The sequence below is a fragment of the Pantoea rwandensis genome, from assembly GCF_000759475.1.
GTDB lineage: Bacteria > Pseudomonadota > Gammaproteobacteria > Enterobacterales > Enterobacteriaceae > Pantoea > Pantoea rwandensis_B.
In genome coordinates this window covers 1054894-1074894 of sequence record NZ_CP009454.1, presented here as the reverse complement: position 1 = coordinate 1074894, position 20001 = coordinate 1054894, and the positions used below count along the sequence as shown (strand labels likewise).

Here is a 20001-nt window from a genome sequence, read left to right as displayed (position 1 = left end):
AAAAAATTGAGCAAAATCTCAAGCAGTATCAATTGAAAGCAAAAACTATCGGTTTATCTTGTTAGCACGGCAAAATATCGTTTATCAGCAGCAGCATAGGTTGAATGTTACCTGATGCCCCAGCCTGAATAGCCTTGAAATAAAATGTTCGATGCTCGTCCCACAAGCTATAGTCCAGCAATCCAGTTCCAGCCTGAACAGATAATGCATCAAATAGCAGACGCGATAACCTTCCGTTTCCCTCCCTGAATGGATGAATCAAGATAAACTCCACATGGCATTCTGCCAGATAACAAGTTAGCTCTAAACGACTCAAGACTTTAAGTTTTTCAAAGCGACTTAGATAACGTTTTTCAAAATCACTAATCAGGTGAGGTATACGTTCAGCGGCAGCAAATTTAAATCCATCTTTGACGAGATTAACATTACGTAATCGGCCTGCCCATTTATACACATTACCCAGCCAGTAACGATGCCAAACCTGGATGTGTTCGAAATTCAATGATGTTAAGGGTTCTGATTCTAAGAAAAGCCGTTCATACATCATTAATAGCAACCCCGACTCAAGTGCTTCCATTTCTTCTGAATCGATAATTCCTAGCTTATTCAATAACACTTTTCCTGAAGACTCGGGTTGATATATTGTCTCCGCAGAGTTTAGATGATATTTAGACAACCTTTTCCCTCAATCAAAAACACATGCATTGTTCATCGACCTATTTAAATTCAAGTGTGCAATAACTCGCAATACATTTGACATGAGGAAAATATAATGCATATTAATGACTCACAACAATCCGAAGACGCAAAGGGGGCTCTGTATTTTTTGTAGGAATCTCATTACGAATGATTCAATTGCTAAAAAATTAACTATTAATCAATAAAATACTTTTTCAATGAAGGAAAGTATAAAATCAGGAGATCATTAGATGCAAACAACGAGTGCAATTTTTGACAAGGATACAGTAACATCTACCATATCAATACTAACCTTTATTGGCATCATATTAAAATTCTTAGTAGGGTATTTGAAAAAACCACTTGATAAAGACAATGAGACTTACAAAAATGCAGATATAAAACCATGGGCAATCCGATTATTCTCTATAAAGATAGCATTGAAGAGCACACCAAAGATATCCAAGATAGAATATGTCATATTTTCCATTGTATTAGTTTTTTGCATCCTAGGAACTTCCTTGACAACCTACTTCAATATTAAAATACTGCAAGTTCCTAATGACTGGACTGCCTTAACACTGAAGAGTACTAAAGAGAGCTTTCTAATGACCGACGGGAAAGCTTCTGAACATGCTTTTAAACCAACCTGGATTTTAAATAATGAATTATGCTCAACAACTCAATCATTAAAATTAGTTAACAATAATAAAATTTCTCTCCCACTCAAAAATTACATCTGCAATGAAATAACCACCAATGAAAATCATGAAGCATTAGATAAATCCATAAAAGAGTTCTCTCGCAGTAAACCATTCCTTTTAGTAATGCTCTCTGCTCTTACAATATTAATCTCATGGTTTTTCGTGAGTATCGTCTTAACAATAATCTATACCAAACGCTTAGCTGAAAGTATTAAAAATGATCATAAAAAAGCGTCAAGTTACATAGAATAAACGATGCCAATTATCGTAAAGGGATTTATCCACCTCTACGGATAAATCCCTTATCATCACTCCCCTTCCAACCCACAAACCTGCCACCGCACCGAACTCACGCCCTTCTCCAGGCTAATCCGTCCCACCAAACTCTCCAGCTGATCCGTCATACTCGGTTTCCCCAGCACTTCCGCATTCACCTCCATGCGATGCGGCGGATTCATATCTTCGCTGTGCAATGATTGCAGGCGCAATCCGCTGCCGCCGAGGCTGTGCAGCATCAGGCTGCGCACCTGCACTTCATCCTGTGCCAGACAGATAATTTGCACCTTGTAATGCTGTACCACTTCCTCCGCAGGCACCAGGCTCTGGCGATTAATCCCCTGGGCCAAATCGCGCAGCAGAATGTTGGCGCACAGAATCACCATGCAACCTATCGTCGCTTCCAGCAGCAATCCCATGCTGCACAGCACGCCCACGGCAGCGGTGCACCACAGCGTTGCGGCAGTATTCAGGCCACGTACGTTGAGGCCATCACGCATGATCACCCCACCGCCGAGAAAGCCGATGCCAGAAACCACATAGGCCGCCACACGTGAGGCATCGGTGGCGATGCCGGGTACGCTTTGCGTCATCAAAACAAATAAACAGGCGCCAGTGCTGACCAGCGCATTGGTGCGCAAACCGGTCATACGTTGGCGAAGCTGGCGCTCGCTGCCAATCAGCGCGCCCAGAACCAGCGCGACGGTGACGCGCAGTAAAAAGATTTTCCAATCCATCATAAACCTCACTCCGCTGCTTCAGGCAGGCGGAACTTCAGGGGGTAATAAATGGATTACAGCCGGTGCCGCTACCGCTGAAACTCAGCAGCATCACGCAAAAAAACAGGGGGAGATTCTGGAAGGAAATCCACCGTCTTAACGCACGGTTAAGACAGCGTTGAGGGCTATCTTACCGCAGGGACCTTTTGTAATCGTTCGGGACAGGTGTCCAATGCAGTTATCCTCTTGGGGTAAAATTCGGCGCGATTGTAAACCTCGCGCCGGTTAATTGCTATCCAACTGCGCTTCTGTTTATCAAATGTTTACGCAGTTGCATTGCTCTCAAGCTGCATTAGCAGCTCAGGAATCGCCTCCATTTCGATGTAATGCGTGGCGTGAGGAAAATCCTTTTCCTCGCCGATAAATACGGCGACTTCCGCATGGCTAAGCATAATGAAATCATTTTGATCGTTGCCAAACGCGGTATATTTCTCGCTGCCAATCAGCTCGCTCAGGGCGCGGTGTTTATTATTCCCCTGCGGTGTGATGTCGTAGAAACCATCGCTACGATGGGTATGTACACTGACATTTTCAGCTTCAACTAATGCCAATACTGATGCTTTGTGTGCATCGGAAAGCATCAGGATTTTCGTCACGCCCTCTTCCATCAACGCTTGTTCGCTGATCTCTTCACTGCTGAGCGAGCGAATGTATTCATGGAAAGGGTGCGTTCGACTGGAGAACGAAAAACTCCATTCGCCATCCAGCACATAAGGGATATCCAGAGCGGTCAGATGTTGCAAGACCTGCTTCACAAACGCGGGATTGAGTGTATGGCTGGTTTTAATTTCACCCGCCTGATAGGCCATGCCGCCATTGCAGCCAATGAAGGTTGCCGTATGCAGTTCATCAGAAAGCATCGGTAGCATATCGCGCACAGGTCTGGCGGAGGCGAAAATTAACTGATGTTGTTGCTGTAATCTGGCAAGGCTTTGGCAGAGTTCGGCCTCCACTTTTAAGCCACCTTTTGAGATGGTGCCATCAATATCAAATACGTAAATACCCATTAAATCATCCTTAATTCGTTGGCCATCATTAGCCGTTGGCGAAAATATCACCTCCTGATTGCCATGTAAAACTCAGGCTGTCTGAGCTGAATCTGACCGTGCTATCTTACCCACTCGCTATACCGCAATCGGATCAAGACCAATGGCAAAACAACGTGTAGGAATCGTGTTTGGTGGCAAATCGGCCGAGCATGAAGTGTCGTTACAATCAGCAAAAAACATCCTCGAAGCCATCGATAAGAGCAAATACGAGGTGGTGCTGCTGGGCATCGATAAACAGGGCGAATGGCATCTGAATGATGCTTCCGGCTTCCTGCTGAATGCCGATAATCCGGCGCTGATTGCCCTGAATCGTTCTGGCGAAAATGTTGCGCTGGTGCCGGGCAGTGCCTCGCAGCAGTTGATCACCCGTCAGCAGGCGCAGCCGCTGTCACAGCTGGATGTGATCTTCCCGATCGTGCACGGTACGCTGGGTGAAGATGGATCGCTGCAGGGCTTGTTGCGCATGGCGAACCTGCCGTTTGTCGGATCGGATGTGCTGGGTTCGGCAGTGAGCATGGACAAAGATTTCACCAAGCGCTTGCTGCGTGATGCCGACTTAAACGTCGCGCCGTGGATCAGCGTAACGCAGGCGCAGCGTGCACGTCTGGATGCGCAAGCCGTGGTCGATCAATTTGGTCTGCCGCTGTTTATCAAACCGGCCAATCAGGGATCGTCTGTCGGCGTGAGCAAAGTGGATCATATCGACGATCTGGCGGCAGCGCTGGATCTGGCCTTTACCTTCGATCGTAAAGTGCTGATCGAGCAAGGCATCAAAGGCCGCGAGATTGAGTGTGCGGTGCTGGGCAATGATGGGCCCGAAGCCAGCCCGTGTGGCGAAGTGGTGGTGCATGATGCCTTCTACTCGTACGACACCAAATACATCAGCGCCGATGGAGCACAAGTGGTGGTGCCCGCTGCCATTAGCGAGGAAGCCAGCGAAGCGATTCGTGCCGTGGCGATTCGCGCATTCCAGGCGCTGGAGTGCTTCGGTATGGCGCGCGTCGATGTGTTCCTGACCGAGAGCGGCGAGATCGTGGTGAACGAGGTGAATACCCTGCCGGGCTTTACCAATATCAGCATGTATCCGAAGTTGTGGCAGGCGGCAGGATTAAGCTACAGCGATTTGATTACGCGCTTGATTGAGCTGGCGCAGCAGCGCCATCAACAGAGCAGCCAGTTGAAAAGCAGCGTTTAATCATCATTTTCCAGGTGCGCAGCAATGTGCACCCTGCGACGGTTAAACCTGTTCGTCATTGATAGCGATCGAAACAAATTAGCGTCAGGCAATTGTGAGGTCGTGATTAAAGTACAACCCAGCATCAAGCCATCCTATGGTCGCCATCCACGGCGACCATCACGCGCTTCACGCCACGTCATTCACCATGCTGCGCGGTTCCATTGCCGGAGAGGTTTGGTTACGGCCATTGCGTTTCGAGAGGTAGAGATTTTTGTCCGCGGCCGACACCAGACGGTTAATCACACCCGGCCATTCCCGCTCACTCTGCGCACTGCCGCGCGCCAGGCCTAAGCTGGCGGTAACCGTCACCGTGTTGCCCTGAATCCAGAACTTCTCTTTGACCATCGCCTGACGTATCGCTTCGGCCAGTTGGTAAAGTTGCAGATGGCTGTAATCGAACACCACCACCACAAACTCTTCGCCACCAAAGCGACACACCATGCCGCGATTGCCCACCACGCGTTGCATGCGGCGCGCAATCTCTTCCAGCACCCCATCACCGGCATCGTGACCAAAGTTGTCGTTAATGGCTTTGAAATAATCGACATCCAGCATCACTACGCCCGCTTCGCGCTGTAAGGAGAACGGCTCCTGTTTCAGGCTTTCATACAGGCCGGAACGCGACAGCAGCTGGGTGAGGAAATCAAAATTCGCCCGCAACGCCAGGCGATGATTGAGCTGGCGAATCGCATCCATACTCACCGCTACCAGCAGCGGGCTGAGTGCCACGGTTGCCACACCCAATCGCGCCGAGGTGAGATGGCTGATCGGCAGCAGTGCGTCATCGCCCTGAATATTCATTACGCCGTGGGAAACGAGAACGATCTCAGTGATACCGGTAATCAGGATCACCAGGCTTGTAACAGGAATCGGTAACACGATGGCGCACCAGATCAGCGCCGGCACCGGGAAGGTTAAACTACCTGCCCCGCCAATCATCGCCCCCATGGTCAGCGAAAGCACCACCGCCGCCAGCGGCAACAGTTTGCCGGGATGCAGTAAGGTGCGCGGTGAGACGTTGCGCAATGAGCGCGCCAGCATGACTGGCAGCAGCATCAGGGAAGTCGAGAACTGCTCGCTAAACCAGTCGCCCCATGCCACCACAAAGCGCGCGTTGAAATCGATATCCTGCGCCCACGCGCCCCAGGTGGCACAGGCTGCGGCACCAAGGAAACAGGCCGGGAAGATGCGCATGGCGTTGAACACCTGGCTGTTGGCCGAGGGCGGCTGCAGGTGTTTGATCAACATGCTGACCGAAACGAGGATAAACAGGATATTGGCGAAGTTCACGGTCACCGCAGGCAGCGCCCAGCCGGAGAACACCGTGTCGTTAAATATCATCGCGGCATAGCACACCAGATAGCTGGACGTGGTATGCAGGAAAGGATTTCGCACCATTAAACCGGCAATCAGCGCGTTCACCGGCCAAAACAGGGAGAACTCCTCCGGAATGCGCAGATGACTGCCGATAAAGCAGAAGAAAAGCGTAATCAGGAACAGCGAGAGTGCATTCTTTTTTAAATTATTCTCAGCAAACAGCTTAACGCGCATACGTCTGAACCCTGTAACCTGGAAATCGCTGCCTTCTGCCCACGGGCATCAGCAAGCATTTAACCTGAAATAACTGTGCGATGATTCGGCAATTAAGCGAGTGTTCGTCATCCTACTCTGCGGCTGGGCCGCGCTCAAAGAGCCGCATCGGCGAGATGTGAGCGCGCTAGCAGGGTTGAAACCCGAGAAACAAGGATGAGAGCTGCTGCAATTATGCCCTGCAAATAAAAAAATCGGATATCCGAGATATCCGATTTTTACGCTAAAAACTAGTTTTTAAGCAAAGTGTTATTGCTATTTAACCGCAACGGGCCACTGACTCAGACGAATACCACGATCGCGCGCGTTTTCGCCGAAATCCTGCAGTACCGCTTTGACGTCCGGATCAAGGTACTCGGCGTTATCGTGATCGACAATCACCGTGCTGTTTTCCGGGATCTCCGCCAGTAATCCCTGCAGTTTCGGGTTATGCATAAAGGTGAGATTTTGCTGGAAGCGCAGCACGTAGTGATCGTCATAGCGCGTGAGTTGCAGCGCATTACGGTGGCTTTTGTAGATGCTATAGAGAATCTGCGTGGCGATACCGATACCAATCCCCGCCAGCATGCCGAACACAATGATCCCGCCGATGGTGGCGAGGAATGGCACATACTGCTGAGCGCCCATGCGGAACTGTTCAATGAACAGGCGCGGCGTCGCCAGCTTATAGCCGGTATACAGCAAGACCGCGGCGAGGCTGGCTAAAGGGATGGCATTGAGCAGATCGCTGAACCACAGACCGCAAATCAACAACAGCGCGCCGTGGATCAGAATCGACAGTTTGGTCTGCGCCCCGACGCTGACGTTCACCGAACTGCGCACGATCACCGCAGTAATCGGCATCGCACCGAGGAAACCCGCGGTCAGGTTGCCGATGCCCTGTGCGAACATCTCTTTATTTGGCGAAGGTGCGGGATGCTGCGGACGCAGTTTTTTTAGCGCCTCCTGACTCAGCAGCGTTTCCAGGCTCGCGACCAGCGCCAGGGTGACGGCAACCACCCAGACAGAAGGATTTTGCCACGCCAGCCAGTCCGGAGTTTCCAGTTCCGCCACCAGCGCTGACAGGCTGTCAAAGGCAGGCAACGCGATACGCGGCAGCCCTTCCGCCAGGCTTGGGAACAGGCGGTCGCCAAACACCGTCGCCATGCAGCCGAACAACACCGCCACCAGCGGCCCCGGGATCCAGCCAAGCAGCTTGACCGATTTCACCATCGGCGTGGTCCACAGCCAGAGAATCATCAGACCGATGCCCGCGACCAGCATCGCACTCAGCGAAAACTGAAACTCACCGTTTACCAGCGATACCAGTTCAGCATCACCTGCGGCGCCGAAAGCCACCGGGATCTGCTGCATAATCAGCAAAATACCGATTGCCGCCAGCATCCCTTTGATGACGCTGCCCGGCACCAGCGAGATAAAGCGGCCGGCACGCAATAATCCGAGCAAGCACTGCAACACGCCCGCCAGAATTAGCGCGGTGAGGAAAGCGGAGAAGCTGCCGAGCGTCTGGATTGAGGCCACCACAATGGTCACCAAACCCGCAGCCGGGCCGCTGACGGCAAAGCGTGAGGGACTCAGCGACGTCACCAGCAGGCCACCGATCACCCCGGTAAGCAGTCCGGCAAACGGCGGTAACCCACTGGCCTGCGCGATACCGAGACACAGCGGCAGTGCCACCAAAAACACCACCAAACCGGCGGGAATATCCTGACGCAGTGTATTCAGATTCATGGCGCCAATTCCTCTGCAGATTGCTGAGTAAGCTCTTTGAGATGACCCGACTGCAGGTCGTACACGCAGCCAAACACATCCAGCGTCTGTCCCGCCTGCCAGGCTTGTCGCACTGGCTCGCATGCCACCAGATGAGCGAACTGGGCGATGACGTTGGCTTCCACTAAGCGGTTGAGCTTGTTGCTCTCCTCTTCTCCGGCGCGGCTGGCGTGATATTCCACCAATCCTTGTTGCAGTCCACTGCGCAACGCGGCGATGCGTCTTGCCAGCGCCGAATCCTCTTTTGCCAGCGGGCTGGCGGGCAAACCCAGCGCGGCCTGCACGCCACCGCAGCCGTAATGGCCGCACAGGACAATGCGCTCCACGCCGAGGTAGAAAATCGCGTATTGCAGCACGCTCATCAGGTTGTCGTCATCGGGCACCACCATATTGGCGATATTGCGATGCACGAACAGTTCGCCGGGATGCGAGCCGGTCAGCACCTCGGCAGGCACGCGGCTGTCCGAACAACCAATCCACAGCGAATGGGGTTTCTGCTGATGCAAATATTGTTCGAAATAATCGGGATTACGCTCGCGGCGCTGTAATGCCCAGCTGCGATTTTTCGCTAATAAGGGTTTAAGTGTCGTCACAATTATCTTCTCTCTACGTCCAGAAATATCGCTTTCAGGCAAAGTCACGGGCATTAAAACGCCAGCACGACGTTAAAAGGAGGGTGAAAGCAGAGCTTCCTCACAGAAATTGTTTATAGACGCTTAAGCATGATGTTGCATAGAGAATATTTTTACGCATCAAGAATTCACATACTTTGTAAAACAAACGTCAGGAAGTGTCGATTCAACGTAATTTAATGCAAGCCAGAGAGAATAGATAAAATCAAATACATCTCATTAAAATCAATTTATTAAATAATAAAATAAAATTTTCATCTCAGATGAATCAACAAAAATATACAAGCACTGTTAATAAGCCTTTGCACTAGTATGGTGAATTAAGGATGCAGGACTGAGAAAAATCTTAATTATAAAATTTATGATTAGCGTTATTCGCTGGGTAAATGACTCATTCTCGATATTTTTCGCTGGAGATTAATCCATTATTCGGTAAGAGATCAGGAAAATAATAAGGAGAATAATAATGACGATGAAAAGTAAATATTGCTGGCCCTGAAGCGAAGAATGAAGCGCCTGCCGAAACAGGCGCTAATTCGCTTGACGAATTATTTACCGTTCCACGCTTTCATACGTTCTTCACGCACCTGAAGCTGCTGTTCCGGCGTCAGTTTGTTGTAGTTCTCCGCCATGCCGCTTTCCCAGTCGCCGTACAGCGGGTTAGGCAGCACGATAAATTGCGTACCAAAGTGCTGATGATTGAGGCTAACGAACTGCTGGCGCTGCGCATTGCCCTGATGCCAGGTCGCGCCGCCAAAGTCATTCAGGTTATCGCCCACGTACAGCACCACGTTGTAGCCCGCGTTTTTAATCGCATCGAAGCGCGCCTGCTTATTGGAGTTTCCGGTGCTGAGACGCACGGTTTTGTCGCTCACGCCGCTGAAGCCCAGCTTATTGAGGTTATCCACCGTGGCGGCGTAATCCTTCTGGTCGCGGTTCGAGACATAGAACATGGTGCCGCCGTGGCTGTTGACGTAGTTCGCGAACTCCACCGCGCCCGGCACGGCGGTGGCCTGACGCGCCTGAGTCCAGGCTGACCAGGTTTTGCCAGAGAACGGCTGGCCATTTTTCGCCTGCCATGCGCTATAGGCACTGTTATCGATCATGGTTTCATCGAGATCGACGATCACCGCTTTCGGTTTGCCCGTCAGCGATGGCGCGGCATCAAACGCCATACGCGCAGTGTTAAATGCCTGCCAGCTTAATGCCTGATACTCACCGGACTGCTGGAACCAGTTCACTGCCAATACCGATTGCTGGCCAAGCTGCTGCTGCGCCTGCTGTTTGGCCGGTTGCGCGCATCCTGTCAGCAGCAGCGCAAGAATGCCGGACGCTGCCAGCAAAGAGGTGTTTTTCATCAGATCATCCTTAAGTGATTATGGTCAGTTTGTGTAAAGCTTTAAAAATGTAGCAGTTAACGTAAGCTGTGGGCAGAAGAAAGCTGCCGCCCTGTCAAAGGAGACACTTATGTCACATGCCGGACCGCGTTCAACGCTGCTTGATGCCCTGCCGTGGCTCGATTATGCCTTCCAGCCTGCGGGCCAACCGGTGCCCACGGATGCCGCCTATGGCCAGCAGCGCCATAGCGCCCAGGTGGTACTGGCAACACAAAATCTGCCGCCGAAAAGCTGCGAATCCGATGGCGTGATTGGGGAAAACCAGTTGCCGGTGGCGGTGTATACCGCAGATTGCTTACCGGTGCTGTTTGCCGACACGCAGCAACATCAGGTTGCGGCGGTGCATGCGGGTTTGAAAGGCACCTTAAGCGGAATCCTTAACAGTGCGATTGATGCGCTACTGGCGCGCGGTGCCCGCACTGAAACGCTGCATGTCGCCATCGGCCCGGCCATCGGTCCGTGCTGTTATGAGCTAGGCAAAGATTTAGTGTCGCAGATGCAGCAACGCGCAGATTTGCCTGCGTTGCAGTGGGCAAGCGAGCAACCGCACAATAGCGCGGCGATCCGTCCGCAGGCGCGGGCGCATCATCAGGGCGTGTGGTTTGATTTGCCGCATCTGGCGCGAGGGTTGTTGTTACAGCGCGGCATTCCGGCTGAACAAATCGAAGTGTTAAACGTCTGCACTTATTGCATGGCGGAGTCGGGATCGAGCTATCGCTACAACACCCATTTTGACAGCGGCTATCAATCGCGATTTTCGTGGATTCGTCGTCGCGACTGAGTGGCTGCACGTCCCTGTGCAGCCCGTTGCATCAGTGAATGATGGCGTTAAGTGCCAACACACCCGCCAGACCGAGAATGGAGATCAGCGTCTCCATCACCGTCCAGGTTTTCAGGGTTTCCACCACGCTCAGGTTGAAGTACCCCTTAAACAGCCAGAAGCCCGGATCGTTAACGTGTGAAGCGATCACGCTGCCCGATCCCACTGCCAGCACCATCAGTGCCGGATCGGCATGGGTCACCGCGATTATTGGCGTGACGATCCCGGCGGTGGTGATCGCCGCCACCGTGGCCGATCCCAGCGCGATACGCAGCATCGCTGCCACCGTCCAGCACATCAGCAGTGGCGAGAGCGACGATCCTTTCATCATGTCGGCGATATAGTTGCCGACGCCGCTGTCCACCAGCACCTGCTTAAACGCACCACCACCGGCAATGATGAAGACGATCATGGCGATAGCGGCAATCGACTCGCCGCACATATCCATCACTTCTTCCATCTTGCGGCCGTTGCGCAGACCCAACGTCAGTACGGCGATCACCACGGCAATAAACAGCGCCACCGCTGGGTTACCAATGAACTCAAAGAACTGGCGCAGCGGGTTTTCTTTGGGCGTGGTCAGCTCAAACACCGCCGCAATCGCCATCAGTACTACCGGGATGATGGCGGCAAAGATACTGATACCGAAACCTGGCATCTCTTCTTCAGTGAAGATCTTCGGGTTGTACAAGCCTTCCGGCGGTGACTTCTCAAAGCTCTTGAGGAATTTCGAGAAGATCGGCCCGGCCACGATCACTGTCGGAATGGTGATGATCATGCCGTACAGCAGCGTGGTGCCGAGGTTAGCGCCAAAGATGGTGGCAATCGCGGTTGGACCGGGATGCGGCGGCAGGAAGCAGTGCGTCACCGAGAGTGCAGCCACCATCGGCACGCCGACGTACAGCAGCGGCAAACCGGCCGCAGCGACGATGGTGAACACCAGCGGCAGCAGCAGCACGAAGCCCACTTCATAGAACATCGCCAGACCGACGATCAGCCCGGTGACCACCAGCGCCCATTGCAGCCGCTCTTTACCAAAGGCGGCAATCAGCGTGATCGCCACGCGTTGTGCCGCACCGGTATCCGAGACTAATCGCCCGAGCATGGCACCGAAGCCGAGGATCATCGCTAATCCACCGAGCGTCGAGCCGATACCTTTCTGGATCGAGGCCATCACGTTGAGCGGCGTCATCCCTTCAGCGATACCCACCACCGCCGAGACAAACACCAACGCAATAAAGCCGTTGACCTTAAATACAATCATCAATACCAGCAGCAGTATCACACCCAGCACAATAATGGTTATTGGCATTTTTTATTATCCTTAGGAATACAGAGGGGTGATTAAGGTTTAGGCGCGGCCCGGCGAAAATGCCAGCCGCACCATGGCATTACACGGCGACGCGCATACCGCCATCAACAAACAGCAAGTGACCATTGACGAAATCAGACGCGCCCGAGGCGAGGAACACCGCAGCCCCGATCAGCTCTTCCGGTTTACCCCAGCGCGCCGCTGGCGTGCGTTTGGTGAGCCAACCGGTAAAGGCCGGATCGTCGGCCAGCGCCTGAGTCATTTCCGTGACGAAGTAGCCCGGTGCAATGGCGTTCACCTGGATGTTATGGCGCGCCAGCTCGACGCACATCCCGCGCGTCAGCATGGTGACGGCGCCTTTAGAAGCGGCATAAGGCGTAATGGTGTCGCGGCCCAGCTCACTCTGCATTGAACCAATGTTGATGATCTTACCGCGCTGACGATCGACCATTTTTTTCGCCACGGTTTGTGACACCAGGAACACTGCCGTCTGGTTAACGGCAATCACATCATTCCAGTCCTGTTCCGGGAATTCGAGGAACGGACGACGGCGCTGGATCCCGGCGTTATTGACCAGAATATCAATCGGGCCCCACTCGGCTTCGATCTCATCCACCGCCTGCTGCACCTGCGCAGACTGGGTCACATCAAAGGCTTTGGCATGGGCACGTAAACCCAGCTCACGCAGTTTCGCCGCGCCCTGCTCTGCCCCCTGCTCCGTGGTGGCGTTGACGATCACTTCCGCACCGGCTTCACCTAAACCCCGCGCCAGCAGAAAACCAATGCCGCGCGCCGATCCGGTGAGTAATACACGCTTGCCTTCGAGGGAAAATAACTGACTCATCACTGCTCCTTAAAAGGTTAACTGGACTTTCGCCGCACGGGTTTTATCGCCGGCAAACTGCAAGGCCGCGTCGATGTCCTGCAAATCGTATTCACCGCTGAACAGCGGCAGCGGATTGATCACACCGTTCGCCAGCCACTCAACGGCGGTGTTGAATTCATGGGTAAAGCGGAAGGAACCGACCAGCTGAATCTCTTTGGCAATCAGCGCCATGATCGGGAAGTTCGGGATAGTGCCACTCATGCCGACCTGCACCAGCGTACCTTTGGCGCACACCACATCAAGGCAGCGCTGCAGCGAGGAAGGATGGCCAGAAGCTTCAAACGCCACATCGAAATAGCCTTTGTCGGCCAGATAAGGCGTGAAATCGCCCTCGGCGGCATGGATCACATCGGTCGCGCCCATCTGCTGCGCCATCTCCAGCGAACGCTCGCTGATGTCGCTGCACACCACAGAGGCGGCACCGCGCGCTTTCGCTGCCGCCGCAATTAAGCAGCCAATCGGTCCGACGCCGGAAATGAACACGTGCTTGCCGGTAAGATCGCCCGCCTGATGCGTGGCGTGAATGCACACCGCCAGCGGCTCGGCAAACACCATCACGGTTTCATCCGCATCCTGTGGGAAAGGCACGCACTGTTTGCTGTCCACCACTTTGTATTGGGTGAAACCGCCGTCGACATGCGGCACATACATGGCACTGCCGAAAAAGCGCATGGAGGTGCACTGGTTTTCCTGGTCGCGCTGGCAGTATTTGCACTCGCCGCACGGTTTTGAGGGATTGACCGCCACTTTCTGATTCGGCTTCAGGTCCGGGTTATCACTTTGCACCACATGGCCAATCACTTCATGGCCCAGGATCATCGGCATTTTGACTTCGAAGCTACCGACTTTGCCTTCCTGATAGTAATGCAGGTCAGATCCACAAATGCCGCCGCGCGTAATACGCACCAGCGTGCCTGTGCCGTCCCAATTCACCTGTTGCGGTGCGACGCTGACCTGTTTTTTCCCGGTAATCACGCAGGATTGCGTTTCGATATTCATGGTTTCCCCATTTGTTGCTGTTGCAATGGGGGCTATCAAAGCGGGATCAGGGGCTGAAAACTGTGAACCAGATCACTCTAAATCATGTTACGAAATAGCTGTTACCTGGAACGTGAACTGCTCGTACAGAAGTTGGAAGCGGGATCACTGTTTGCTGGGGAAAATCAAGACCCGTCTTGGGGATCAACCACAGTGAGCTATGTCATTATCGCCGCACCCTCACCCGGGATTGAGTCTGACAGGAGCATAACTATAGAGCTAAATCATTAGCCCTCATCTTCAAGCTGTTTCAGGGTGCACAGGTCTCTTCCCGTGCCGGGCGAAGGAGTCCGAACCTTTCGCCTGCGACCTGTCGCCCTGCTTTTTTTGAGGTTTCTCACAGCCTGAACAACACGAACTTCCATCCCAACCAATTCCCGCTAGAGTTAACTCATCCGACCACTTTCTGAGACTGTGTTCATGACTGAGCATTACGCCCACCTGTTTGCCCCGCTGGATCTGGGGTTTACCCAATTAAAGAATCGTTTTCTGATGGGCTCCATGCATACCGGGCTGGAAGAACACACTGATGGCGCCACACGATTAGCCGCGTTTTATGCGGAACGCGCGCGGGGAGGCGTGGCACTGATTGTGACCGGCGGCATCGCCCCCAACCCACAGGGCGTGGTGGCACACGGCGGCGCCATCCTCAATCAGGAGAGCCAGTGCGACTGGCATCGCACCCTGACCGATGCGGTGCATGCAGAAGGCGGCAAAATCGCGCTGCAAATTCTGCATGCCGGGCGCTACAGCTATCAACGCGATTTGGTTGCGCCTTCAGCGTTGCAGGCACCGATTAACCCGTTCACGCCGCGTGAACTGAGCGATGGTGAGATTCGTCAGACCATTGCGGACTTTGCCCAGTGCGCCAGGTTGGCCCAGCAGGCCGGTTATGACGGCGTCGAGATCATGGGCTCCGAAGGCTATCTGATTAATCAGTTCCTGGTAGCACACACCAATCACCGCGACGATGAATGGGGCGGCGATGTGCAGCGCCGTCGTCGCTTTGCGCTGGAGGTTACGCAGGCGGTGCGTGAAGCGGTCGGCCCAGAATTTATTATCATCTTCCGTCTGTCGATGCTCGATTTGGTGAACAACGGCAGCTCACTGGAAGAGACGCTGACGCTGGCAAGGGCGCTGGAACGGCGCGGTGTGACGCTGTTCAACAGCGGTATTGGCTGGCACGAAGCGCGCATCCCGACTATCGCAACCTGCGTACCGCGTGCCGGTTTTGCGTGGGTAACGCAGCATCTGCGTGAGGCGGTGTCCGTCCCCGTTATTGCCACTAACCGTATCAATCATCCGCAGGTGGCAGAATCGCTGCTGCGCGATGGCATTGCCGATATGGTGTCGATGGCACGTCCGTTTCTTGCCGATGCGGCCTTTGTGCGCAAAGCGCAGGCCGGGCAACCGGATGCCATCAACACCTGCATCGCCTGCAATCAGGCCTGTCTCGATCAAATATTTGTCGGCAAAGTCACTTCCTGTCTGGTCAATCCCCGCGCCTGCCACGAAACCCTGATGCCGGTGATCCCTGCTGAGCAGCCTAAACAGATTGCGGTGGTCGGTGCTGGCCCGGCGGGCATGGCGTTCGCGCTTCAGGCGGCCGAGCGCGGGCATCAGGTTACGCTGTATGAAGCGGACGCACAGATTGGCGGCCAGTTTAATATTGCGCGTCAGATTCCCGGTAAAGAGGAGTTTAGCGAGACGCTGCGCTACTTCCGTCATCAGCTGGAGGCACAGGGCGTGGCGATTCGCACCGAGCATCGCGTTAGCGCTGACGAGCTGAAAAATGTGGATGAAGTGGTGATCGCCAGCGGTATTGCGCCGCGTCAGTTGTCGATTCCCGGCATCGACCATGCCAGCGTGCTCAGCTATCTCGATGTGATTCGCGATAAAAAGCCGGTCGGCCAGCGCGTGGCGATTATCGGTGCGGGCGGCATTGGCTTTGATACCGCCGAGTTTTTGTTGCATCAAAACGCGCACGAAGATTTCTATCAGAGCTGGGGCATCGATCAGAGCTTACAGGCGCGCGGCGGGTTAGTGCGCCCGCAGCCGCTGGCAGCGGATCGGCAAATCTGGCTGTTGCAGCGTAAATCCGGCAAGCCTGGAGCCGGGCTGGCGAAAACCACCGGCTGGATCCATCGCGCCAGTTTGCAGGCACATGGCGTGCAGATGTGGGGCGACGTCGAGTATCTGAAGATTGATGATGCCGGATTGCACCTGCGCCATCAGGGCGAGCCGATCACGCTGGCGGTGGATAACGTGGTGATTTGTGCCGGGCAGGAACCATTGCGTCAGCTGGCGGATGAGCTGGCCGCACGCGGTAAAGCGGTAAAGCTGATTGGCGGAGCCGATGTGGCGCAGGAGCTGGATGCTCGCCGCGCCATCGCCCAGGCCACTGAGCTGGCGCTCAGCGTCTGATTAACGCAGTTTGACCGAACGCAGCACCACGAACTTGGCGTTAGACGCCACCAGCTCACAGTTGCCAAACAGCTTTTTCATTTTGACGTGATAACCGAGGTGGCGGTTGCCGACAATGCGCAACTCGCCGCCATACTGCAGGCAACGTTTGGCATCGCGCAGCATTTGCCAGGCGAGATGATCGGTCACCGCGTGCTGCTGATGGAACGGCGGGTTGCACAGCACTGCATGCAGACGATCCGACGGGAAGCCACTCAGCACGTTGTTGACGCGGAATTGACAGCGCGCCAGATCCTGCGGGCGGTTCACTTCCACGTTCAGCTTGCTGGACGCCACGGCCATATAAGATTCGTCATAGAACAGCACGTCCGCCTGCGGGTTCTGTTCCAGCGCCAATAAACCAATCACGCCATTGCCGCAGCCAAGATCGAGGATTTCCCCTTCAATATCTGACGGCAGATGCTGCATAAAGAAACGCGCACCCACGTCCAGCGATCCGCGAGAGAACACGTTGGCGTGGTTGTGAATCTGGTAAGAGGAATCGTCCAGCGGCCACACCGTGGTTTCCGACACTTCTGGCAGCTGAGGTGCGCTGTATGTGCAGTAGATCAGACGGGATTTTTTCCACGCCAGGGAGGTTTTGCTCTCACCCAGGATGCGATCGAACAGCTGCTGCGTGGAGTTGTGGATGTCTTTAGCTTTGGCCGCGCCGAGGATCAGCGTGTCTGGCGTCACCACTTTACGCAGTGCGCGCAGTTGATGCTCCAGCAGAGCCAGCGCTTTCGGGATTTTAATCAGTACAACAGCAGGCGCAGCAGGCAGCGGCGCCAGGCTATCGATAAAGTGCACCTGATCCTCGTCCATCTCATTAAGACGCAGATTCTGCTTCGCCGCCTGCTCGCTCAGCAGCGAGTCGCTGACGTGCCACACTTCACGGCCGTTCAGTCCGCAGGTCAACGCACCAAAGCTGTCGTTGAACACCAGCACCGGTCCTTCTGGCAGTTCTTGCTGCAACAGATATTCATCGGCGGAATCCCACGCCTGTAACGGGCTTTCTTCACGCATCGGCGGGAAGCGCTGCAAGGTCAGCGTGCGATTGGTCAGTTCAAGTTGGCTCATGGAATCTCCGGCGTGGTACACTTTGCGCGATTTTCGCCCTAAAAAGGGGGCGCAGTATACTGTCTTTCGTCGGGAATCCCAATGTCATTAATCTATCTGCAGGGTTATCCTGAAAACATCCTCGAACAGGTGCAGTTGCTGATTGATAATCAGCGATTAGGCAGCTTTTTGCAGGAACGCTATCCTGACACGCACAATATTGTCAGTGACCGTGCGCTGTATGATTACACTCAGGCAATGAAAAGCCGTTATATGCGCAGCGCACCGCCGATCAGCAAAGTGATCTGGGATAACAAAATCAAGGTGATGAAACATGCGCTTGGCCTGCACACCGCCATCTCGCGCGTGCAGGGCGGCAACCTGAAAGTCAAAGCCGAGATTCGTATTTCCACCTTCTTCCGTCTGGCACCGGAACCGTTCCTGCGCATGATCGTGGTGCACGAACTGGCGCACCTGAAAGAGAAGGATCACGACAAAGCGTTCTACCAACTCTGCTGCCATATGGAACCGGATTACCATCAACTGGAGTTCGATGCGCGCCTGTGGATGACGGATCAGGCGATGCGCGGTAACGCGGCTTAAAGAAACTCCTGCGCCTTCTGAATCAAACTGGTTTTGGTCAAGGCGCCCATAAAGCGGCGCTCCTGCGGGTTGTTGAGTACCGGCAAGCGCTCCAGCGTCACCCGTGCGAATGCCTCCCAGCCTTCACGCATGCTCTGGTTCTGATAAATGCACGGGAAGTTATCATCCATCACGCTGCTGACCGGGGAATCCAGGGTGATCTCCTGCGATAACACTTTGCGCGAGATGTCATGGATCGAGACGACCCCCAGAAACTGCCCCGCACTGTTGATCACATACACATAGCGTTCGCGCTTCAGTGAACTGACTGCCAACGCCTGACCTACCGACTCTTCAGGCTGCAACGCGGCGCCAGGGATGATCAGTTGGTCAACGCGCATATTATCGAAATCAAATTTGGCCTCTGAACGGCTAAAGTGATTGCTCACCACCGGATAGGTGCTGGCAGATTGCAGTCGATACACCACCATGGAGGCCAGCACTGAGGCGATCATGATCGGGAATAACAGGCTGCTGTTGAGCGTCATCTCCAGCACCATCAGCATCGCCATTAACGGTGCCTGACTTACAGCCGCTAATACCGCCGCCATACCAATCGCCGCGTAAAGCAGGGTATCGCCAACCGGCAGATGAAGTGCCACGCCCATCTGCGCCAGCGCCACGCCAAGCAGCGCACCAATCAGCAGCGAAGGCGTAAACAGACCACCCACCGCGTTCGATCCCACCGACAGCGTGGTGGCCAGGGTTTTGAGCACCAGCAGGCCAATCAATCCGGCCAGTACATAGTGACCATCGATGATCTTCACGATCACTTCGTAGCCGTTGCCCAGAATATCGGTGGAGATCAATGCCAGAAAACCGACGGCTAATCCGCCAAGCCCCAGGCGTGCAGGCAATGACTTAACACGACCAAATAGCATTTTGCTGCGGGCAATCAACTTGATCAGCAACCAACCGGCTAAACCGGCCACCAAACCAATCACGATGGTCATCAACAAACTGCTGATATCCATCTGGAACAAGGCTTCGGAGAGCGGATAGAGCGCACTACGAAAGCCAAGTGACCACATGGTCATCACCGCCACCGCCGAGGCGACAATTAACGGGATCAGCCGCTGTAGCGCCGAGATACCAAAGGCAATTTCAGCGACAAATATCGCCGAGGCCAGTGGTGCGTGGTACACCGAAGAGAGGCCAGCCGCAGCGGCCATGGCGACAATATCGCTGTTACGCATCTGCGGGAACCAGCGGCCCATCAGGCTGCCACTCAGCGCGGAGAGTTGCACCATCGGGCCCTCTTTACCAATCGAGGCACCGCTGCCGATACTGGCAATCGAGGAGAGTGCACGAAACAGCGAAGTTTTGGTCGGCACGGCATCCAGGCGCGCGTTGATCACTTCGAGGTAATCGGTTTTGACCGTTTCCTGTTTCTCTATCGCCACCGCATAGCGCAGGAAGAAACCCGCCAGTACGCCGCCCGCGCCCACCAGCAGCGGCCAGAAAATCCACGGCCAGACGTGCATCGCCACGGTGATTTCGCTGTCGCTGTTAAACAGCAGGCGGTTAATCAGATCAATGACGCCGCGAAAAGCTAAGGTCACCAGCGACGCGACGAATCCCACGGGGATAGCAATCAGCAGTGTGGTCCAGTTCAATGCATGTTTACTTCCACTCACCCGCGCGTCCCCGCTAGCTGGTTAAAAAAATG

The 20001-nt window shown here is 54.0% G+C and carries 17 protein-coding genes; 5 read left to right on the top strand and 12 right to left on the bottom strand.

Features of this window, described 5'->3' with window-relative positions:
* Window positions 1–61: 61 nt before the first annotated feature.
* The gene (locus LH22_RS04965) at window positions 62–676 is read right to left on the bottom strand and encodes a Fic/DOC family protein (RefSeq protein WP_038644566.1); all 615 of its coding nucleotides are present in this window, start codon (window positions 674–676) and stop codon (window positions 62–64) included.
* Window positions 677–929: 253 nt separating this feature from the next.
* Between LH22_RS04965 and LH22_RS04960 the strand changes: the two genes are divergently transcribed.
* The gene (locus tag LH22_RS04960; RefSeq protein ID WP_038644564.1) at window positions 930–1634 is read left to right on the top strand and encodes a DUF6216 family protein; all 705 of its coding nucleotides are present in this window, start codon (window positions 930–932) and stop codon (window positions 1632–1634) included.
* Window positions 1635–1690: 56 nt separating this feature from the next.
* Here LH22_RS04960 and LH22_RS04955 read toward each other — a convergent pair whose 3' ends face one another.
* Together LH22_RS04955 and LH22_RS04950 are read right to left on the bottom strand one after the other, a co-directional pair.
* Window positions 1691–2395: an MgtC/SapB family protein gene (locus LH22_RS04955; protein WP_038649854.1), complete on the bottom strand. Its 705-nt coding sequence runs from the start codon at window positions 2393–2395 to the stop codon at window positions 1691–1693.
* 305 nt (window positions 2396–2700) lie between these two features.
* Window positions 2701–3444 (bottom strand): HAD-IIB family hydrolase, encoded by a 744-nt coding sequence (locus LH22_RS04950; RefSeq protein WP_038644562.1) that lies wholly within the window; start codon window positions 3442–3444, stop codon window positions 2701–2703.
* Window positions 3445–3586: 142 nt separating this feature from the next.
* Between LH22_RS04950 and ddlA the strand changes: the two genes are divergently transcribed.
* Complete coding sequence (gene ddlA / locus LH22_RS04945) at window positions 3587–4681, top strand: D-alanine--D-alanine ligase (RefSeq protein WP_038644560.1); 1095 nt, start codon at window positions 3587–3589, stop codon at window positions 4679–4681.
* Window positions 4682–4849: 168 nt separating this feature from the next.
* Here the strand turns inward: ddlA and LH22_RS04940 are convergent, their stop codons facing one another.
* The 4 genes from LH22_RS04940 to LH22_RS04925 form a co-directional block, all read right to left on the bottom strand.
* Window positions 4850–6274, bottom strand: a complete 1425-nt coding sequence (locus LH22_RS04940) for a GGDEF domain-containing protein (protein ID WP_038644558.1) — start codon at window positions 6272–6274, stop codon at window positions 4850–4852.
* A 294-nt stretch (window positions 6275–6568) separates the two neighbouring features.
* Entirely contained in the window at window positions 6569–8044 is a 1476-nt protein-coding gene (locus LH22_RS04935; RefSeq protein ID WP_038644556.1) for a SulP family inorganic anion transporter, read from the bottom strand.
* Window positions 8041–8682, bottom strand: a complete 642-nt coding sequence (locus LH22_RS04930) for a carbonic anhydrase (protein WP_038649851.1) — start codon at window positions 8680–8682, stop codon at window positions 8041–8043. The genes LH22_RS04935 and LH22_RS04930 overlap by 4 nt, the downstream gene beginning before the upstream one ends.
* Before the next feature lie 581 nt (window positions 8683–9263).
* A complete protein-coding gene (locus LH22_RS04925) occupies window positions 9264–10073 on the bottom strand; it encodes a 5'-nucleotidase, lipoprotein e(P4) family (RefSeq protein WP_038644554.1) in 810 nt (269 codons plus the stop codon).
* A gap of 109 nt (window positions 10074–10182) precedes the next feature.
* Between LH22_RS04925 and LH22_RS04920 the strand changes: the two genes are divergently transcribed.
* On the top strand, window positions 10183–10893 hold the full coding sequence (locus tag LH22_RS04920; protein WP_038644552.1) for a polyphenol oxidase family protein: 711 nt from the start codon (window positions 10183–10185) through the stop codon (window positions 10891–10893).
* Between the two features lie 31 nt (window positions 10894–10924).
* Here LH22_RS04920 and LH22_RS04915 read toward each other — a convergent pair whose 3' ends face one another.
* From LH22_RS04915 to idnD, 3 genes are all read right to left on the bottom strand, one after another.
* Entirely contained in the window at window positions 10925–12244 is a 1320-nt protein-coding gene (locus LH22_RS04915; RefSeq protein ID WP_038644551.1) for a gluconate:H+ symporter, read from the bottom strand.
* A gap of 79 nt (window positions 12245–12323) precedes the next feature.
* Entirely contained in the window at window positions 12324–13088 is a 765-nt protein-coding gene (gene idnO, locus LH22_RS04910) for a gluconate 5-dehydrogenase (RefSeq protein WP_038644549.1), read from the bottom strand.
* 9 nt (window positions 13089–13097) lie between these two features.
* Window positions 13098–14129, bottom strand: coding sequence for an L-idonate 5-dehydrogenase (gene idnD, locus LH22_RS04905; protein ID WP_038644548.1), 1032 nt, complete (start codon window positions 14127–14129; stop codon window positions 13098–13100).
* A gap of 459 nt (window positions 14130–14588) precedes the next feature.
* Here idnD and LH22_RS04900 point away from each other — a divergent pair, with 459 nt between their 5' ends.
* The gene (locus LH22_RS04900) at window positions 14589–16592 is read left to right on the top strand and encodes an NADPH-dependent 2,4-dienoyl-CoA reductase (protein ID WP_038644547.1); all 2004 of its coding nucleotides are present in this window, start codon (window positions 14589–14591) and stop codon (window positions 16590–16592) included.
* Here the strand turns inward: LH22_RS04900 and rlmG are convergent, their stop codons facing one another.
* Window positions 16593–17711: a 23S rRNA (guanine(1835)-N(2))-methyltransferase RlmG gene (rlmG, locus tag LH22_RS04895; RefSeq protein ID WP_038644545.1), complete on the bottom strand. Its 1119-nt coding sequence runs from the start codon at window positions 17709–17711 to the stop codon at window positions 16593–16595.
* 81 nt (window positions 17712–17792) lie between these two features.
* Here rlmG and LH22_RS04890 point away from each other — a divergent pair, with 81 nt between their 5' ends.
* Window positions 17793–18293 (top strand): M48 family metallopeptidase, encoded by a 501-nt coding sequence (locus LH22_RS04890; RefSeq protein ID WP_038644543.1) that lies wholly within the window; start codon window positions 17793–17795, stop codon window positions 18291–18293.
* Here the strand turns inward: LH22_RS04890 and LH22_RS04885 are convergent.
* Entirely contained in the window at window positions 18290–19969 is a 1680-nt protein-coding gene (locus tag LH22_RS04885; RefSeq protein WP_038644541.1) for a chloride channel protein, read from the bottom strand. The genes LH22_RS04890 and LH22_RS04885 overlap by 4 nt on opposite strands.
* Window positions 19970–20001: the final 32 nt, after the last annotated feature.